Here is a 19,081-nt window from a genome sequence, read left to right as displayed (position 1 = left end):
CTAAACCTCTTCATTTAAGAACAGCAAAGCTGCTGTTCTATAGATTTCAGTCGTTTCAGCGAGTTCATCAATCTCTACGTACTCATCAACTTGATGAGGAATTTCACGATCTCCTGCTCCAATAGTTACAATAGGTATGCCTTCCAGGTGTAAAAAGGTACCATCCGTCGCTCCGGGTACACCATTGTAATAAGGTTCTTTTTTCGTTACTCTCCTCACTGCTTCTGCCACTGCCTTTACAATTGGCTCATCTTTACTCGTTTTCGTCCATGGTCTGTTTTCAATGACTTCAAATTCCCCTTTAAAATCTGGATCTTCCTTGGCTAACCGTTCAAAGATACGCTGAATTTCTTCACAGAGCTCTTCGTGATCCTGTCCCGGAATCGTTCGTATATCCAGCGTCGTCATACATTGATCAGGAATTACATTTATTTGGGCATCCCCATGCACAGGTGCTTTCAAAATGGTTGGAGTAATACTTGGCCAGCCAAGCAACGGATGTTTCCCTAATCTTTCTTTTTCTCGTTTCTCTAGTTGTTCTAACTCACATATTAATTTCGCCATTCTTGTGTTTGGATTTATACCACTTAAAGGAATCGCCCCATGTGCCATCTTTCCATATACACGAATAACAATCCTCATCGCTCCTTTTTGCGCAATACATACTTGATTTTCTTCCGGCTCACAAATAATCGCACCATCAACCCCCTTCGCCCAACCTCTTTGGATAAAGTGCTTAATCCCGATCATCATTCCTTCTTCATCACAAGGAATACAAAGTATAATTTTTCCTTTCCATTGTTCTTTCTCCCTCAATAAAGAATGAACAGCGGTGATCATACAAGCTAAATTTCCTTTTGTGTCATTTGTGCCCCTTCCATAAATTCTCCCATTAACAATTTCCGCTCCGAAAGGGTCATAAGTCCATGCACTTCTATCCCCTTCTGTTACTACATCCGTATGTCACTCAAAAAGAATGGTTTTCCCCGGCTTTCCAGAGTCGATAATACCGATAACATTAGGGCGTCCCGGTTCTACTTCTTCTATATGCACCTCAACTCCCATCTGTTTTAAATAATTCGCTACATATTGAGCCACTTTTTGTTCATTCCCCTCAGGATCTCCTGGCCGATACACACTTGGAATTCGCACAAGTGCCTGTGTAAGCTTAACTACTTCCTCCCTATCTCGAAGAAGGCGAAGGGTAGAATCCGTAACATAATTATTCATGAATTAAACCTCCTTTGTTTGATGACTTAACCCATAGTCTACTTTCATTCCCATCGTTTTATTTGTAATTAGACTAGTAAGCACATAAACAATGCATGATAAAAGAACAGGCACTACTACGGTGTGTAAACCGAATAAATTACCAAAGTATGTGTGAATGACAATATACGAGCCAACACCAACAATCATGGAAGCAATGGCTCCGTATTTATTCCCCTTTTTCCAATACAGTCCTAGAATAACTGGCCAAATAAACGCAGCCTCTAAACCGCCAAAAGAGAAAAGATTTAGCCAAATCAACAAATCTGGAGGACTTAATGCCATCAGAAAAACTAGTATTCCAATAATCGTTGTTACTCCAAAACTTGCTGTTTTAATTTGTTTCTCCGTTGCTTCCGGTTTGATGTAGTTTAGATAAACATCCTTCACTATAGAAGAACTAACCAATATTAACAAAGAGTCTACTGTAGACATAATAGCAGCCAATGGAGCAGTCAATACAATCCCTGCTAACCAAGCAGGCAGAACATGAAGGGTAAGCAATGGCATTACCTTATCGCCTATCTCTACACCTGGTATAATTACTCGTGCAAAAACTCCAATTAGATGCATAGCAAGCATAATAAAACCAACAAATACGGTACTAATAATAATTGCTCGATGCATCGCCTTAGCGTTTTTATAAGACATGGCTCGAACTGTGATCTGTGGCAATCCGACAACTCCAACACCTACTAAAATCCAAAATGAAGATACATATAATGGAGTAAGTTCTCCTTCCGCACCAAATGGCGTTATTAAATTTGGATTTTCTGTCGCTAGCTCTGAGATAATGTTTGATACTCCTCCACCGGCAACGATGGTGGCAATGAGTAGAATGAAAGTACCAATAAACATAACGGTTCCCTGAATAGCATCCGTCATAGCCACAGCCCGAAAACCACCAATTATAACATAGACCAACACAGAAACAGCAAAAATAAATAGTGCTGTTGTATAGGACAAACCTGTTAACGATTCAATTAATCTAGCTCCCCCTACCCATTGAGCAGCCATTGCTGAAAATAAGAAGATAATGATGCTTAAAGCGGAGAGTAGCACAACCCATTTACTTTCATATCTTGATTTCAAAAAATCGATTAAGGTAATTGCTTGATACTTTCTTGCTGCAATAGCAAACTTCTTTCCAAGAATCATTAACACAAAGTATCCTGCTGGTAGTTGTGCCATTGACAACAAAACCCAACCTAATCCCGTCGTATAAGCAACACCCGGTCCTCCAATAAAACTACTGGCACTACCATATGTAGCCATCATAGTCATGGCTAAAATAAACCCACCTAATTCCCTGCTCCCTAAAAAATATTCCTGAAGGAAGGAATTAGTTTTACTGACATATTTATTCGCCCAGACCCCAACGCTAAAAGTGATCAAAAGGAATATGATTAATGGTATAATTACTTCCCGATTCATTTTACCCCCCTCCCTTCTCCATCGATTTCGTCCTCGTCAAACGGAACTTCTTTAAAAAAGAATTTAACAACAGTGAAAACAAGCAAGGACATAACAATTAAACCAAGGATACAGCTGTAAAAAAACCAAGCAGGAAATCCAAAGATATAGCTGTATTGGTTAGCCGGTACAGATCCTAATCCATAAGCAAAACCATACCACCAAATAAAATTGAAAATCACCAAACCTATCCCAATCCAAACTTCCTTGCGAGCTATTTTATAGCGTGGGTCTTTTGAAAAAATGTCATGTTTCACTCATAGAACCCCCATCCATTTATAGAATATTTAATAAAGACAAAATTCAAAAAATATTCTATATTATCAGATCGTTAATTTCATTATACATTCTGTTAAATAAACAGACAGATTTGTTTTTCATTATGTAAAAATATGCTGTTCGAACACTGTTGTTATGTTGAAACTCATGAAAACCTTACACGGATAGCTTCCTAGTCACAGACATCAAACGTCCCCAATTCTCCTTTGATACTCAGAGAAATATTTTTTGGCTATAAGGGTATGATATTCCCTCCTTCTCTACTTGATAGGATAATCTTGTTATAGAATGTAAGCTCGTTTTTGTGAATAAGACACCTCCTGATTCATCTCCCCTTGTCTTCGCTTCAAAGAGAAACTCTTTGAAACAACGTCAAACTACCTACCAAGTCTACCACACACTCCTTTTCAGATCAGCAATATAACCGGACGCCGACCGAGGATTTGAGCATCTCACCACATTGGATGGAATCTCAGCTGCCTTCATCTGCTTCCCATTCTCCTTCTCACCTCGTTGCTGTATGTACCAGAAGGGAATCGAAGCCGTCATCCTACACATCCTAAGTGCTGTAGTGGTTCCTCCGCGCTATTCAGAGTCTTTTCGTCGATCCTGCAGTAAAGATGCGTGATCACCACCGTCAAGTCGATTGTATTCGCAGGGGGGCTTTTCAAATAAAAAACCGCCCCTTCCCAGCTGATACAGCCGAAAAGAGGCGTTATTTTCTTATGATTGATTGTTTTGTTTGGTTTTGAGCGTCACCGAAACGGTTGTCTCGAATCCATCGCGATAAATGGTCAGTTTGATGCGTTCATCTACCGATGTTTTTGTATACAAATATTTGCGCAAGGTGCTGACGCTGTCGATTTTATCCCCATTGATTGCCACGATGACATCTTTCGACTTCAACCCGGCCTCGGCCGCAGGCGAGAACGGTTCGACTGCGGTGACAGCAGCGCCTTGTGTCACGCTTGATGGAAGTTTCAGTTCGTCGTTGCGTACGTCGGCAGACAAATCAGCGACATCGACGAGTTGGACACCAAGGTACGGGCGCTTGACTGTTCCATCTTTCATGAGCTGCTCGACGATCGGTTGGGCGTTTTCGCTCGGGATGGCAAAGCCGAGTCCTTCAACACCCGTTTGGGCAATTTTCATGCTGTTGATGCCAATGACTTGCCCGGCGCTGTTAATGAGCGCACCGCCGCTGTTGCCCGGATTGATCGCCGCGTCGGTTTGGATGACATCGATTTCCCAATTACCCGCTGAGGTGGATACGGGCATCGTCCGTTTGCCGCTGACGATCCCTTCCGTCACCGTCCGCGACAAGTCAAGGCCAAGCGGATTGCCGATTGCCGCGACTGGTTCGCCGATTGGTACATTTGACGAGTCGCCGAAACTCGCTACTTTCGTTACGCCATTGGCCGGAATTTTCAAGACGGCCAAATCGGTTAACGCATCGGCGCCAACGATGTCCGCTTTCACTTTTTTTCCGTTCGCAAGTGCCACTTCGACTTCGTTCGCTCCTTCAATGACATGGTTGTTCGTCACAATGTATGCCGTATTGCCATCTTTTTTGAAAATCACGCCCGAACCTGTTCCCGCTTCTGTATTTTGCACTTGGTTAGAGAAAAAATCCGCTTGCTTCTGGATGTTGATGACCCCAACGACAGCATCAGCCACTTCGTTGATCGCCGCGATCATATTCGTGTTTGTGCTCGCAGTCGGCTGCAACGGCAATGTTTCACTTTTTTTCCCATTCGTTTGGGTCAATTGGGTTTGGGCGACGTTTCCTTGATTCAGCCATTTGGGCGCCACATACCATGTCGCCACGCTGCCGATCACCGCTCCCGCGACAGAAGCCGCCAGCCATGACACGAAACGACCGCGTCGTTTCGGTTGTGGGGGTGGTGTTGGTTCGAATGTCATCATGTCCATAGCTCTTCTCCTCCTTGATGATGAATCGTCATCGATAACCAAGCATTAGACAGATTGGCTCGCATTCTGGCGAAACAGCGAAAAGGCGGATGAAACACCATCCTATCGCCGACATCTATCGGTCGCACGCATAGCGAAGACCACCCAGTCCGACACTTAGCTGTCGGCGTCATACTAGAGCTCAATCGCATCTTCTGTTCCTCCCATTTCCTCTTCCCCCATCATCATAGTCAAGAAAAGTGAAAAAATAGTGAAAGAAACCATCTCTTCGGAGTGACTCCTCCCTTCCCTTCTGATTTTCACCTTTTTTTCACGCATCTTTGTTATGATAAAAGAAATGATGGGAAACGGGAGGAACGGCCATGAAAGTATTGCTCGCCGAAGATGATCTCCACTTAGGGGAACTAATCGTCCATTTGTTAAAGAAAAAAGGGATTGACCATATCGACTGGGTACAAGAAGGAGAAGACGCGTACGACTACGCGATGGCGGAGTTTTACGATGTCGTCGTGCTCGATTGGATGCTCCCAAACGGCGATGGAGTCGATATTTGCCGACGATTGAGGCAAAATGGTTATACGGGCGCCATTTTGATACTGACGGCAAAAGACGCAGTGCAAGACCGCGTCACCGGGCTTGAAGCTGGGGCGGATGATTATTTGGTTAAGCCGTTTGAAATTGATGAACTTGTTGCCCGCTTAAAAGCGCTCGCTCGGCGCACGTTCGTCCCGCTTCAAGAGGAAACAGTAACTTTTCACGGCTTCACGTTGAATCGAACAAGCCATACGCTGCATCGCAATAATGAGGAAATTTCCCTTACCCCGCGCGAGTTTCAGCTTCTCGATCTTCTCGTCCAAAACCAAGGCCAAGTTGTGCCGCGCGAGACGATCCTAGACCGCGTCTGGGGATGGGACGCTGATGTATCCATGAAAACGATTGACGCGACGATTAAATTGCTTCGTAAAAAGTTGAAAGACGATGTCATCCAAACGGTGCGGGGAGTGGGATATAAAATTGATAAATAACTGGAACGAGTGGCGCCAATGGCTGCGCCGTTTAGGTAACGCGGACTTGTTCCGCCGCACTCATTGGCGGCTGACCGCGCTTTATAGCGGCATTTTCACCTTATTTCTCGCTTTGTTTGTCGTTATTGCCGCCGCCTTGTTTTATTGGATCACGACATCCGAGCAAGAGCAGCGCATCACTCGCCTCGCCGAACAGGAGGCCAATACCATTGAACAGTTTTTGTTAAAACAAAGCAATTTTGACTTGTTCGATGACCAAAGTCTCGTGCTGTTCAGCGAAGATCAACTCTTTTTTTACGTCATCAGCCCAACCGGCCGTCTGCTCGCCGGGGATGAAGTCCACCGGCGCCTGCGCCCGTATTTTTTAAGCGCCTTGTCTCATCTGGACACGAACGAACAGACCCCAGTCTATCTGACCGTATCATTGCCTAAACATATGCCAGGCCTAGCCCGCGACGCTGCGCGTGATTGGCGAGTGCTCACCGCCGCCCACCCGCTCGTCATTCGGGGAGATGTCGTCGGCATGCTTTATATCGGGATGGACGTGACATCGTTTTTTGGAGTGTTTCATTGGCTGCTGATCGTGCTCATCGGTCTTGCCATTCTGTTTCTCGCCGTCGGGGTGGCGCTTAGTTTCTTTATGTCCAAGCGAGCTCTCGTGCCGATTGAAGAAGCGTACGAGCGGCAGCGCCAGTTTGTCGCCGACGCCTCGCATGAGTTGCGCACGCCGCTTAGTGTCGTCTTTTCATCCGTTGAGGCGCTCACACTGGAAGAAGATGTGATGAAAAACGAATTGGCCCACCGTCTGCTCGATCGCCTTCGTGAAGAGTTGAAGCGGATCACGAAGTTGATGAACGACCTCTTGACGCTCGCCCGCGCGGATGCAAAACATGCCGCGTTGGAGCTGGCGAAACAAACGTTTGACTTCCGCCCGCACGCTGAGCGAACATTCCAGCTCATCTCGGAGCTGGCAGCGAAAAAACAGATCACAATGAATTTTCACGCCCCGGAGCAGGCGATGGTGACAGCCGATCCGGACAAGTTGACGCAACTGCTATACATTTTGCTTGATAACGCCATCAAATACACCCCAGAAGGCGGGAATGTGACGCTGTCGATCCGCACCGAACCGAAACAATTTGTCCTTTCCGTCAAAGACACCGGCATCGGCATTCCGCCGGAAGATATGGGCCGGATTTTCGACCGCTTCTACCGTGTCGACAAAGCGCGCTCCCGCCAACAAGGTGGCCACGGTCTGGGACTATCGATCGCCAAATGGATCGTTGACGCCCATGGTGGTACGATCCACGTTCAAAGCCAACTCGGCCAAGGGACAGAATTTCTTGTCCTCCTGCCCGCTTAACCCACAGCTTTTTTTATCACAACAAAAGGTGTCCCCTATAGAACGGGACACCTTTCATTCTCTATCCACAATCAGTTTAAAAAGATTTCGCTTTTCACCTAATTTTCTCCTTCGCCTACTACAATGCAAACTGTAAGCTAGTCCACCACCGAAAAAGGAGGTGTCGATATTGAAGAAACTTCGAGCGCTCGCTCTGCTCGCCCTTATTGTGCTCGCCGGGGTCAGCCTATTTCATGTGCTCACGCCACATGAAGTGATCGTGTACAGGCGCCTAAGTGTTCTGTTTGACGGCATGCACGGCGGCTTTGGGCATCACCACCTGATCTTTCGTGTAGAGCCGCGCGCAGGCTGGTTGATTCCCGGCTTGCTCATGTGGTTCATCCCACTGCTGCTTGTCGGCGTTGGCGCGATATGGCTTGTGGCGAAGCGATCGAAGCGCTGGATTGGCTGGGCGCTTATCACCTTAGGGATCGCCGCCCTGTTGCCGAAATGGGTGTTACTCGGATTGGCGCTGGCCGCCGTATATGCCTTCGGACGCCATCAAACGCGAAAATCAGTAGCCGCGGAAACATGGAAACCAACAACCGCACCCATTTCCACCGACTGGCTCGATGAATGGGAAAAAATTGTACAAAAGGAGGGCAAAACAAATGGGTGTGTTCCGCCGGATCAAAACAATCGTTCTCGCTGAAGTGAACGAACAAATCGATCAATGGGAAGATCCGATCGCCATGACGAAACAATATTTACGCGAACTCGAACAACAACTCGAACAAGGGCGCCAAGCGCTCGCCCAACAATGGGTCACCGAACAGCGTTATGCAACGCTCATCGCGCAAGCGGAAGAAACGGTGGAAAAGCGGAATCGTCAAGCCAAGTTGGCGCTCGAACGCAACGAAGAAGCCGTCGCCAAGTTGGCATTGGGCGACAAACTGCTGTATGAGAAGAAACTAGAAACCTACAAGCAACAATATGAAACGATCAAAGCAAAAACAGCCGAAATCGTCCGCCGCCTCAATCAGCTGCGCGAACGATATGACGAGCTTGCCGCCAAACAGCTAGAGCTCACCGCACGCGTCAATGCTGCCAAAGCGTTAAAACAAATCGACACGACACTCGCTTCGTTTTCTGCCGATGAGGCGCTGCGCGGCTTCGCCCGCATGGAAGAACGCGTCATCGCGTTAGAAGCCGAAGCGTCCGCTGCTCGATTCGGAACGAACGCTGTGTTGTCCCCTGTGCCGTTTGAGGAAGAAGTGGAACGTGAATTAGCGAAATGGAAGGAAGCCCAATCGACGAACGCCTAATCTCCCCCTCCCCCCCTTTTCACATAGATGACCCCCTTGCCCCACCTGGCAAGGGGGATTGGTTTGTTCCGCTCTAGTTGATTTCCCGCCATGGATGAGCAAAATCATTTCCTCTATTTTTCCATTGTAGTAGAATGATTAGAGAAACGAAATAATTCAGGAGATGACCTCCCATGGACTGGAAGCGAAGCGTCCGCATTTTATGGCTGTGCAATTTTATGGTTTCGGCTGGAATGACCATGGTCATTCCCTTTTTATCGCTCTTCCTATGGCAAATGGGTGTCACTGAACATCATGCCTTAAGCATGTGGACAGGGCTCGTCTTTTCCGCCACCTTTTTATCGGCTGCGATTATGGCACCGATTTGGGGCATGTTTGCCGATAAATACGGCCAGCGCGCCAATTTGATTCGCGCTGGAATCGGCATGGGCCTCCTCACCGCCTGCATGGCGTTTGCCGCATCGCCGATGGCACTGCTTGTGCTCCGATTTCTTGTTGGCTTTTTCTCGGGATTCATCACCGTCTCGTTTTCCTATTTGGCCCGCATCGTTCCAAAAGACCATAGCGGCGAGGCACTCGGAACACTGCAAACCGGAAGTATCGCCGGCAACATTATCGGACCGCTCATCGGCGGCGCTTTATCCGACCTATTTGGCTTCCGTCCGGTGTTTTTGGTGACCGGGCTTTGCATCTTGCTTACGCTCTTGCCTGTAATGTTTTGGCTCGAAAAAGATCCGGTCGTGCCGCAGACGAAAAAGAACAAAGCGAGCTTCAAGGAAGTGTTCGAACATCGGCCGCTCATCATCTTGTTTATCGCTACGTTTCTTGTACAAATCGCCGTTCTTGGCGTCAATTCGATGATGACCATTTTTGTCCAATCGTTAGTCGGCAACACAAGCAATCTTGCATTTCTGTCCGGCCTCGCCTCATCCATCACCGGCATTGCGACGATCATCGGCGCGCCGTACTTAGGAAAACTCGGCGACCGGATCGGGCAGGAGAAAACATTACCGATACTGCTTGTGCTGTCCGGTTTGTTCGCCTTGCCGCAAGTATGGACAGACAATATTTACGCCCTGTACGTGTGGCGCTTCTTGCAAGGGCTGGTAGTCGGCGGCGTATGGCCAGCCATTCAGGCACTCATCAATGTGCAAAGCCCACGCCGCATTCAAGGGCGGGTGTTCGGCGTCACCGCCAGCAGCCGCTTTCTTGGCAACTTGACCGGTCCTACCGCTGCAGGTTCCATCGCCAGTCTATTTTCCATCGCCTACATTTTTGCCTTCTCCAGCCTCTTGCTCATTGTCACCGGCGCCTTAGTCGGCTATGCCCATCGTCGTTCATCAAGCGTGTGGCGCAAAGAGATGAAAGAAAAACTCACCACTTGGACACATCGCCTTCATAGTCGGCACTAAGCGTCTTGTCGGAATCGAACGCAAAGAAGGTGTCCGTAAAGAAATGAGATGATCCCCTTATAGTAGACAGAAAAAGAAAGCCCGCGGATCTGTTTACTATGGAGGGGATTTTTCTATGAAAAAATAAAAAAACCCATGAGCAAGGTTTGCTCCTTACCTAGGCATGGAAATGAGGAACTAAGGGGCACACACTTTCACAGAAAAGTTCCATGAGCAATTTTTGCTCTCCACCCGGGCATGAAAATCCCCCTTTTCTTCCCATAATGAAGAGTAGGCGCAAACAGCTCAATAGGACGTTATACTTAATGGTGGCTTGGACCCTGTACAGAAAAGCGTTCGAATCCACTGGGTGCACCACCCATTGTCCGCCCTTTCCCGATGCGGAGGAAAGGTGACGACGAACGGAAAACTGCCGCATTTCTCCCGTGGATTCGCTGTTTGCGCACTCGATCATCGAAAAGGAGGATTTTCATCATGGATGTCATCTATCCTCGCTGCGCAGGATTGGATGTTCATGCCGAAACCATCGTCGCCTGCGCGCTATGGGAAGAAGATGGACACATTCAAAAGGACATTCAAACCTTCTCCACGTTCTCGAAGGGACTTGGCGACCTGCTTGAGTGGCTCGAAGAACATGGCGTTACCCATGTCGCCATGGAATCCACCGGCGTGTATTGGAAACCGGTCTTCGCCTTCCTCGAGGGCTATGTCGACTTGACACTGGCCAATCCGCAGCGGATCAAAAATGTCCCGGGAAGAAAAACCGATGTCTCTGACGCCGAGTGGATCGCCAAGCTGCTCCGCCATGGACTCGTTGAAAAAAGTTTCGTCCCCCCAGCGGATATTCGCGAATTGCGGGATTTTACCCGCCTCCGCAAAAAGTGGGTCGGACAGCTGACTTCGGAGAAAAACCGGATTCAAAAAGTGCTCGAGTCTTCCAATGTCAAACTCGGCTCGGTCCTCTCCGATCTCTTCGGCGTTTCCGGAAAAGACATCCTCGCCCGGCTGCTTGAGAAGGGATACGTGGACAAGGACGAGTTGGATCAATGCCTGCGCGGAAGGCTCAAAAAGAAAAAGCAAGCGGTGTACGATTCGCTGCTCGGCACCTTGACCGAACACGAGCTCCGTCTCCTTCGCCTCTTGTGGAAACACGTTGAGGAATTGGAGCAGTTAATCGAAGAAGTCGACCAGCACATCGACCGCCTGCTCGAGCCGTATCGCGAGGAAGTCGAATTGCTGATGACCATGCCCGGAGTGAAAAAACAAACCGCCGCCGTCATCATAGCCGAGATGGGAACCGACATGAGCGTCTTTGAAACGCCGGAACGGGCGGCTTCATGGACTGGATTGTCCCCCGGCAACCATGAAAGCGCCGGAAAGCGAAAGAGCACGCGCACGACAAAAGGCAATCCCCATCTCCGATCGGCGTTATGCGAGGCGGCATGGTCAGCAGCTCGATCCAAGACGCATCCCTTGTCCCGAAAGTTTTGGTCGTTGGCGGCCCGGTGCGGGAAGAAAAAAGCCCTCATCGCCATTGCTCGGCGGATGTTGGTGATCATCTTTTGCATGATCTCCCGCAAAGAGCCGTTCCGCCAACCACAACTTATTTAGTCTAGCCAAAAGGCAGACAGGTTATACGAGATGCCTAAAATCGGGCACCTCTGCTTTCCTATTGCCTTTTTTGGCCATTTTCAGTATACCCGCACGGATCAGGAGCGTATACCGCACTCACCAAGTGGTGGGGATTTTCACGAAAAAAGGACTTGATTTTCCCAAATATAAACATTATTATAGTAATAGGGTTATACCACAGCAATGATCTCAGGGTTACTATGATAAGGGCTTTCTGCCTATAGGCAGACTGACCCGTGGCGTTGGGGATCGCCTATCGCCCGCTTTCTTCGGGCATTCCCCACTCTTAGGCGAACGAAGACCTTGGCGGAAAACGTCAAGGTCTTTTTTACTATAAAACTATTGTGCATGGGAGGGGAAAACAATATGAAGTATAAAATCGGTCTTGATATCGGCATTACGTCTATCGGTTGGGCTGTCATTAATTTGGACATTCCTCGCATCGAAGATTTAGGTGTCCGCATTTTTGACAGAGCGGAAAACCCGAAAACCGGGGAGTCACTAGCTCTTCCACGTCGCCTCGCCCGCTCCGCCCGACGTCGTCTGCGGCGTCGCAAACATCGACTGGAGCGCATTCGCCGCCTGTTCATCCGCGAAGGAATTTTAACGAAGGAAGAGCTGAACAAGCTGTTTGAAAAAAAGCACGAAATCGACGTCTGGCAGCTTCGTGTTGAAGCACTGGATCGAAAACTAAATAACGATGAATTAGCCCGCATCCTTCTTCATCTGGCTAAACGGCGTGGATTTAGATCCAACCGCAAGAGTGAGCGCACCAACAAAGAAAACAGTACGATGCTCAAACATATTGAAGAAAACCAATCCATTCTTTCAAGTTACCGAACGGTTGCAGAAATGGTTGTCAAGGATCCGAAATTTTCCCTGCACAAGCGTAATAAAGAGGATAATTACACCAACACTGTTGCCCGCGACGATCTTGAACGGGAAATCAAACTGATTTTCGCCAAACAGCGCGAATATGGGAACATCGTTTGCACAGAAGCATTTGAACACGAGTATATTTCCATTTGGGCATCGCAACGCCCTTTTGCTTCTAAGGATGATATCGAGAAAAAAGTCGGTTTCTGTACGTTTGAGCCTAAAGAAAAACGCGCGCCAAAAGCAACATACACATTCCAGTCCTTCACCGTCTGGGAACATATTAACAAACTTCGTCTTGTCTCCCCGGGAGGCATCCGGGCACTAACCGATGATGAACGTCGTCTTATATACAAGCAAGCATTTCATAAAAATAAAATCACCTTCCATGATGTTCGAACATTGCTTAACTTGCCTGACGACACCCGTTTTAAAGGTCTTTTATATGACCGAAACACCACGCTGAAGGAAAATGAGAAAGTTCGCTTCCTTGAACTCGGCGCCTATCATAAAATACGGAAAGCGATCGACAGCGTCTATGGCAAAGGAGCAGCAAAATCATTTCGTCCGATTGATTTTGATACATTTGGCTACGCATTAACGATGTTTAAAGACGACACCGACATTCGCAGTTACTTGCGAAACGAATACGAACAAAATGGAAAACGAATGGAAAATCTAGCGGATAAAGTCTATGATGAAGAATTGATTGAAGAACTTTTAAACTTATCGTTTTCTAAGTTTGGTCATCTATCCCTTAAAGCGCTTCGCAACATCCTTCCATATATGGAACAAGGCGAAGTCTACTCAACCGCTTGTGAACGAGCAGGATATACATTTACAGGGCCAAAGAAAAAACAGAAAACGGTATTGCTGCCGAACATTCCGCCGATCGCCAATCCGGTCGTCATGCGCGCACTGACACAGGCACGCAAAGTGGTCAATGCCATTATCAAAAAGTACGGCTCACCGGTCTCCATCCATATCGAACTGGCCCGGGAACTATCACAATCCTTTGATGAACGACGTAAAATGCAGAAAGAACAGGAAGGAAACCGAAAGAAAAACGAAACTGCCATTCGCCAACTTGTTGAATATGGGCTGACGCTCAATCCAACTGGGCTTGACATTGTGAAATTCAAACTATGGAGCGAACAAAACGGAAAATGTGCCTATTCACTCCAACCGATCGAAATCGAGCGGTTGCTCGAACCAGGCTATACAGAAGTCGACCATGTGATTCCATACAGCCGAAGCTTGGACGATAGCTATACCAATAAAGTTCTTGTGTTGACAAAGGAGAACCGTGAAAAAGGAAACCGCACCCCAGCTGAATATTTAGGATTAGGCTCAGAACGTTGGCAACAGTTCGAGACGTTTGTCTTGACAAATAAGCAGTTTTCGAAAAAGAAGCGGGATCGACTCCTTCGGCTTCATTACGATGAAAACGAAGAAAATGAGTTTAAAAATCGTAATCTAAATGATACCCGTTATATCTCACGCTTCTTGGCTAACTTTATTCGTGAACATCTCAAATTCGCCGACAGCGATGACAAACAAAAAGTATACACGGTCAACGGCCGTATTACCGCCCATTTACGCAGCCGTTGGAATTTTAACAAAAACCGGGAAGAATCGAATTTGCATCATGCCGTCGATGCTGCCATCGTCGCCTGCACAACGCCGAGCGATATCGCCCGAGTCACCGCCTTCTATCAACGGCGCGAACAAAACAAAGAACTGTCCAAAAAGACGGATCCGCAGTTTCCGCAGCCTTGGCCGCACTTTGCTGATGAACTGCAGGCGCGTTTATCAAAAAATCCAAAGGAGAGTATAAAAGCTCTCAATCTTGGAAATTATGATAACGAGAAACTCGAATCGTTGCAGCCGGTTTTTGTCTCCCGAATGCCGAAGCGGAGCATAACAGGAGCGGCTCATCAAGAAACATTGCGGCGTTATATCGGCATCGACGAACGGAGCGGAAAAATACAGACGGTCGTCAAAAAGAAACTATCCGAGATCCAACTGGATAAAACAGGTCATTTCCCAATGTACGGGAAAGAAAGCGATCCAAGGACATATGAAGCCATTCGCCAACGGTTGCTTGAACATAACAATGACCCAAAAAAGGCGTTTCAAGAGCCTCTGTATAAACCGAAGAAGAACGGAGAACTAGGTCCTATCATCCGAACAATCAAAATCATCGATACGACAAATCAAGTTATTCCGCTCAACGATGGCAAAACAGTCGCCTACAACAGCAACATCGTGCGGGTCGACGTCTTTGAGAAAGATGGCAAATATTATTGTGTCCCTATCTATACAATAGATATGATGAAAGGGATCTTGCCAAACAAGGCGATCGAGCCGAACAAACCGTACTCTGAGTGGAAGGAAATGACGGAGGACTATACATTCCGATTCAGTCTATACCCAAATGATCTTATCCGTATCGAATTTCCCCGAGAAAAAACAATAAAGACTGCTGTGGGGGAAGAAATCAAAATTAAGGATCTGTTCGCCTATTATCAAACCATCGACTCCTCCAATGGAGGGTTAAGTTTGGTTAGCCATGATAACAGCTTTTCGCTCCGCAGCATCGGTTCAAGAACCCTCAAACGATTCGAGAAATACCAAGTAGATGTGCTAGGCAACATCTACAAAGTGAGAGGGGAAAAGAGAGTTGGGGTGGCGTCATCTTCTCATTCGAAAGCCGGGGAAACTATCCGTCCGTTATAATCAACTCGTGATTGAACAGGAAGAAAAAATCTCGATTCCATTGGAAGACATTTGTTCCATTGTCATCGAGGAACAAGCCGTAAGCGTGACTGCAGTCGCTCTAAGCAAAATGGCAGAGTATAACATCGCCTTGTTTACTTGCGACCAAAAGCGGCTTCCAAACGGGATATGGCAACCGTTCCAAAAACATTCGCGGCAAGTAGGCGTATTGCATATGCAGTACGCCTACTCCAAACCTTTTAAAAAAAGAATTTGGCAGCGAATTGTCATTCAAAAGTTGATCAATCAAGGAAAATGTCTAGAATTCCTTAATAAACAAGGAGCTGATGAACTATACCGCATCAGCAAAACCGTCGACTCCGGAGATAGCAATAACCGTGAAGCATATGGGGCAAAAAAGTATTTCCAATATTTATTCGGCAATGAGTTTACACGTCGAAGCGATTCAGTCATAAATGCAGCTTTAAACTATGGATATGCCATCATGCGTGGACTCGTCGCCCGTTCCCTCGTCGGGTATGGATTTTTCCCATGTCTAGGGATTTATCACGACAATGAATTAAACAAATTTAATCTTGCCGACGATTTTATGGAAGTACTGCGTCCGCTCGTAGACCTATACGTTGCTCATCATGTCCAGCCAGATGATGAATTTTCTTCTTCAATTCGGGCAGACTTATATAATTTAGTCAATATGGATATACTATTGAATGAAGAAAAACTGACCGTGGTAAACGCAGTAGAGGAAATGGCAAAAAGTTTCGTCACTGCAAGCCGAAGCCAAGATCCTTCGCTTTTGAAATTGCCGGAACTTCTTCCGTTGCAATTGCATGTTTATGAGTAAATTTATGAGATTGCTCGTCTTTTTTGACCTACCCGTTGTGACCAAACGGGAGAAGCGCGAATACCGGCGATTTCGTACATTCCTACTAAGCGAAGGATATGATATGTTGCAATTTTCGGTTTACAGCCGTGTTTGCCATGGACATGAAGCAACAGACAAACATTTGGCGAGATTGAAGCAGAATCTACCACCTCAAGGATCCATAAGGGCAATGGTCGTAACGGAAAAGCAATATGCAAAAATGCAACTGCTTCTCGGGGAACCAACAGTGCAAGAAAAGAAACTCACATCCACACAACTGACGCTTTTTTAAAAAAACAACAACAGTTCCCCTTTTTCAAGCAACACCGTTTCGTTTTTTTAAAACAAAAAAGCCTGCGATCCTTGAGATTGCAGGCTTTTTTGGACATGTATTATACCACAGCGATAATCTCAGGGGAACTATGACAGAAAGCATGTAAGCAAGCAAGCCTTTCGCATTATACCACAGCGATAATCTCAGGGGAACTATGACTGCCGCGCGTTCTGATAACTCAAGAAAACGATTATACCACAGCGATAATCTCAGGGGAACTATGACTCTTAACGAGTATTCGACGAGAAAGCTACAATTATACCACAGCGATAATCTCAGGGGAACTATGACAACTTCGCTCATTTCGATTCCTCCTCTTTTATTATACCACAGCGATAATCTCAGGGGAACTATGACTCCGTTCTCAAGCTGTACGTCTGCCAAGCTATTATACCACAGCGATAATCTCAGGGGAACTATGACCAATTAGACAAGATCTTGATTTAGTGGCTGATTATACCACAGCGATAATCTCAGGGGAACTATGACAGGAACACCGTATATGTTCTATCGTGATGAATTATACCACAGCGATAATCTCAGGGGAACTATGACCAATTAGACAAGATATTGATTTAGTGGCTGATTATACCACAGCGATAATCTCAGGGGAACTATGACTGACATGCAACCCGTTTACGTTCATGTGATGTTAGTCTAAAAAGTGGACACGGAGAACAGAGAGATTATAATAAACTTAATTACAATCAGTTCGAGGTGTCCAATCATGAAAAAGAGAACATTTGATCAAGAATACAAGATTCAAGCCGTTGAGTTATGCTTGGAGGGGGATAAGTCCATCGCCCAAGTGGCAAAAGAGTTAGGTTTGGCATACAACACTCTTCACCGTTGGGTCAAAGAATACAAAGAAAGCAATGGTACAAGCTTTGTAGGTTCAGGAAATATCAAGCCACAAAACCAAGAAATCATCGAATTGCGCCGTCGCAATCAAGAGCTGGAGGAGGAATTAGCGATCCTAAAAAAGGCGTTAGGCATCTTCACCAGAAACCAGAAGTGATTTACGCGTTCATTTTTCAACATCGAAATGAATTTCGCGTGGTGAAGATGTGCCAAGTTCTCGGTGTTTCTAAAAGTGGGTATTATGCATGGCTGAAACGACCAAAAAGCAACCAAAAAGAGAAAAAAGAACAACTGACCCAACAGATTCGAAATGAGTATCTCAAGTCACGCAAGATTTACGGTAGTCCGAAAATTACGCAAGAACTACGCAAACAAGGAATTGGTGTGTCCCAAAAGACAGTCGCTCGCATCATGAGTGAAGAAGGATTAAGATCCATTACGGTACGTAAATACAAGGCAACGACGAATAGTAATCATCCTTACAACGTGTATGTGAATCTGTTAGAACAGAACTTCCAAGCAACGGCTCCAAATGAAGTATGGATGGCCGATATCACGTACATTCCTACTGATGAAGGATGGTTGTATTTAGCGAGCATCATGGATTTATATACCCGTAAAATCGTAGGATGGTATATCGATAACCAAATGACGAAAGAGTTAGTCATTAAAGCCTTACAACGAGCGTTAAACAACGAGAAACCAACAGGGAGAGTCCTCCATCACTCGGATCGTGGGAGCCAATATGCTTCAAATGACTATCAGCAGCTCTTACAGGAACACCATTTTCAAGTGAGCATGTCGAGACGTGGGAACTGTTACGATAACGCTTGTATCGAGTCGTTTCATAGCTTAATCAAGAAAGAATGTATCTATCCGAATCGATTCCGTACGCGAAAAGAAGCGAAACAAGCCATTTTTGAGTACATCGAATGTTTCTACAACCGTAAGAGAAGTCATTCCGCTCTTGAATATGTATCGCCATGTGAATTTGAAGCTGCTTACTACGCTAATCAGAGAAAGGTAGCTGTATAAATTCAGCTATTTCTCTCTGTTTAACGTGTCCGTTTTCTTGACATAACACCAGTCTTTTATTATACCACAGCGATAATCTCAGGGGAACTATGACTCGAGCAAGCAGAGATAGCAGAGCGGTTACATTATACCACAGCGATAATCTCAGGGGAACTATGACACTTTCCACCACCTCAATTACTTGCAGTTTATTATACCACAGCGATAATCTCAGGGGAACTATGACACTTTCCACCACCTCAATTACTTGCAGTTTATTATACCACAGCGATAATCTCAGGGGAACTATGACTGATGTGCATACTTTTCCTCCAGGTACTTGTAAGTTTCTACATAGTTGATTAAAGTGATTTTTTACGTAATATATATCTTATTTCGCCCCTCATAGGTACGATAAAAACGGAATATAGCGTTTACGCTCTTCCGTTTCAAAATAGTTTCAATCCCTCATAGGTACGATACAAACTGTGTAGCGAGGATCTGGCTGAGCGTTTGCGTAAAGGTTTCAATCCCTCATAGGTACGATACAAACCCCCAAAAAGTGCTGTTATATCAAGCTTTTTCATCCCATGTTACCTTCAGAATAACACGGTCAAAAAATTCTGTCAATCACGCTCACCCGTGATAGCTGTAGGAACCAAGTGACAAAAACAAATGTCGTCGACCCCCTGGGGTTTTTGCA

General features: G+C 46.2%; 14 protein-coding genes, 1 pseudogene and 1 CRISPR repeat array. Of the genes and pseudogenes, 10 read left to right on the top strand and 5 right to left on the bottom strand.

Features of this window, described 5'->3' with window-relative positions; all coding sequences use genetic code 11:
* The 5 genes and pseudogenes from IC804_RS11605 to IC804_RS11585 all read right to left on the bottom strand — a co-directional run bounded on the left by IC804_RS11605 (window position 1) and on the right by IC804_RS11585 (window position 5,271).
* Window positions 1-1,230, bottom strand: a pseudogene (locus IC804_RS11605) (M20 family metallopeptidase).
* A 3-nt stretch (window positions 1,231-1,233) separates the two neighbouring features.
* Window positions 1,234-2,703, bottom strand: a complete 1,470-nt coding sequence (panF, locus tag IC804_RS11600; protein WP_190300601.1) for a sodium/pantothenate symporter — start codon at window positions 2,701-2,703, stop codon at window positions 1,234-1,236.
* Window positions 2,700-2,999 (bottom strand): YhdT family protein, encoded by a 300-nt coding sequence (locus IC804_RS11595; protein WP_008881419.1) that lies wholly within the window; start codon window positions 2,997-2,999, stop codon window positions 2,700-2,702. The genes panF and IC804_RS11595 overlap by 4 nt, the downstream gene beginning before the upstream one ends.
* Before the next feature lie 745 nt (window positions 3,000-3,744).
* Entirely contained in the window at window positions 3,745-4,953 is a 1,209-nt protein-coding gene (locus tag IC804_RS11590) for a S1C family serine protease (protein WP_081157431.1), read from the bottom strand.
* Window positions 4,954-5,127: 174 nt separating this feature from the next.
* Window positions 5,128-5,271 (bottom strand): hypothetical protein, encoded by a 144-nt coding sequence (locus tag IC804_RS11585; RefSeq protein WP_190300600.1) that lies wholly within the window; start codon window positions 5,269-5,271, stop codon window positions 5,128-5,130.
* 44 nt (window positions 5,272-5,315) lie between these two features.
* On the opposite strand from IC804_RS11585, the gene IC804_RS11580 reads away from it, so the two are divergent.
* The 10 genes from IC804_RS11580 (at window position 5,316) to IC804_RS11535 (ending at window position 18,399) form a co-directional block, all read left to right on the top strand.
* A complete protein-coding gene (locus IC804_RS11580; RefSeq protein WP_008881421.1) occupies window positions 5,316-5,978 on the top strand; it encodes a response regulator transcription factor in 663 nt (220 codons plus the stop codon).
* Complete coding sequence (locus IC804_RS11575; RefSeq protein WP_029761614.1) at window positions 5,968-7,341, top strand: sensor histidine kinase; 1,374 nt, start codon at window positions 5,968-5,970, stop codon at window positions 7,339-7,341. The genes IC804_RS11580 and IC804_RS11575 overlap by 11 nt, the downstream gene beginning before the upstream one ends.
* Before the next feature lie 169 nt (window positions 7,342-7,510).
* The gene (locus IC804_RS11570) at window positions 7,511-8,032 is read left to right on the top strand and encodes a hypothetical protein (RefSeq protein ID WP_029761613.1); all 522 of its coding nucleotides are present in this window, start codon (window positions 7,511-7,513) and stop codon (window positions 8,030-8,032) included.
* On the top strand, window positions 7,992-8,645 hold the full coding sequence (locus IC804_RS11565) for a PspA/IM30 family protein (protein ID WP_029761612.1): 654 nt from the start codon (window positions 7,992-7,994) through the stop codon (window positions 8,643-8,645). The genes IC804_RS11570 and IC804_RS11565 overlap by 41 nt, the downstream gene beginning before the upstream one ends.
* 173 nt (window positions 8,646-8,818) lie before the next feature.
* Entirely contained in the window at window positions 8,819-10,057 is a 1,239-nt protein-coding gene (locus tag IC804_RS11560) for an MFS transporter (RefSeq protein ID WP_081157432.1), read from the top strand.
* A 474-nt stretch (window positions 10,058-10,531) separates the two neighbouring features.
* Window positions 10,532-11,668 (top strand): IS110-like element ISGka2 family transposase, encoded by a 1,137-nt coding sequence (locus IC804_RS11555; RefSeq protein ID WP_033025194.1) that lies wholly within the window; start codon window positions 10,532-10,534, stop codon window positions 11,666-11,668.
* A 387-nt stretch (window positions 11,669-12,055) separates the two neighbouring features.
* Window positions 12,056-15,304, top strand: coding sequence for a type II CRISPR RNA-guided endonuclease Cas9 (gene cas9, locus IC804_RS11550; RefSeq protein ID WP_081157433.1), 3,249 nt, complete (start codon window positions 12,056-12,058; stop codon window positions 15,302-15,304).
* Window positions 15,249-16,148 (top strand): type II CRISPR-associated endonuclease Cas1, encoded by a 900-nt coding sequence (gene cas1 / locus IC804_RS11545; RefSeq protein ID WP_081157434.1) that lies wholly within the window; start codon window positions 15,249-15,251, stop codon window positions 16,146-16,148. The genes cas9 and cas1 overlap by 56 nt, the downstream gene beginning before the upstream one ends.
* Complete coding sequence (gene cas2 / locus IC804_RS11540) at window positions 16,135-16,461, top strand: CRISPR-associated endonuclease Cas2 (protein WP_171355769.1); 327 nt, start codon at window positions 16,135-16,137, stop codon at window positions 16,459-16,461. Before cas1 ends, cas2 begins: the two co-directional genes overlap by 14 nt.
* Before the next feature lie 99 nt (window positions 16,462-16,560).
* Window positions 16,561-17,124: a CRISPR direct-repeat array (repeat unit 36 nt; unit sequence ATTATACCACAGCGATAATCTCAGGGGAACTATGAC).
* A gap of 106 nt (window positions 17,125-17,230) precedes the next feature.
* Window positions 17,231-18,399, top strand: a protein-coding gene (locus IC804_RS11535; RefSeq protein ID WP_087959838.1) for an IS3 family transposase whose coding sequence is annotated in 2 segments (ribosomal slippage) — window positions 17,231-17,498 and window positions 17,498-18,399 — 1,170 coding nt in all. Because the reading frame shifts where the segments join, the coding sequence is not laid out codon by codon here.
* Window positions 18,400-19,081 lie beyond the last annotated feature (682 nt).

Source organism: Geobacillus sp. 47C-IIb (assembly GCF_014679705.1).
GTDB classification, from domain to species: Bacteria; Bacillota; Bacilli; order Bacillales; family Anoxybacillaceae; genus Geobacillus; species Geobacillus thermodenitrificans.
Note: the sequence above shows the minus strand (reverse complement) of the source record. Positions and strands in the feature narration are given on the sequence as shown.

Bases quoted from the DNA above. Each gene is read 5' to 3' on its own strand.
- IC804_RS11565 (WP_029761612.1), top strand. From the start codon at position 7,992: ATGGGTGTGTTCCGCCGGATCAAAACAATCGTTCTCGCTGAAGTGAAC.
- panF (WP_190300601.1), bottom strand. From the start codon at position 2,703: ATGAATCGGGAAGTAATTATACCATTAATCATATTCCTTTTGATCACT.
- IC804_RS11560 (WP_081157432.1), top strand. From the start codon at position 8,819: ATGGACTGGAAGCGAAGCGTCCGCATTTTATGGCTGTGCAATTTTATG.
- cas2 (WP_171355769.1), top strand. From the start codon at position 16,135: ATGTTTATGAGTAAATTTATGAGATTGCTCGTCTTTTTTGACCTACCC.
- IC804_RS11555 (WP_033025194.1), top strand. From the start codon at position 10,532: ATGGATGTCATCTATCCTCGCTGCGCAGGATTGGATGTTCATGCCGAA.
- IC804_RS11580 (WP_008881421.1), top strand. From the start codon at position 5,316: ATGAAAGTATTGCTCGCCGAAGATGATCTCCACTTAGGGGAACTAATC.
- IC804_RS11585 (WP_190300600.1), bottom strand. From the start codon at position 5,271: ATGCGTGAAAAAAAGGTGAAAATCAGAAGGGAAGGGAGGAGTCACTCC.
- cas9 (WP_081157433.1), top strand. From the start codon at position 12,056: ATGAAGTATAAAATCGGTCTTGATATCGGCATTACGTCTATCGGTTGG.
- IC804_RS11590 (WP_081157431.1), bottom strand. From the start codon at position 4,953: ATGGACATGATGACATTCGAACCAACACCACCCCCACAACCGAAACGA.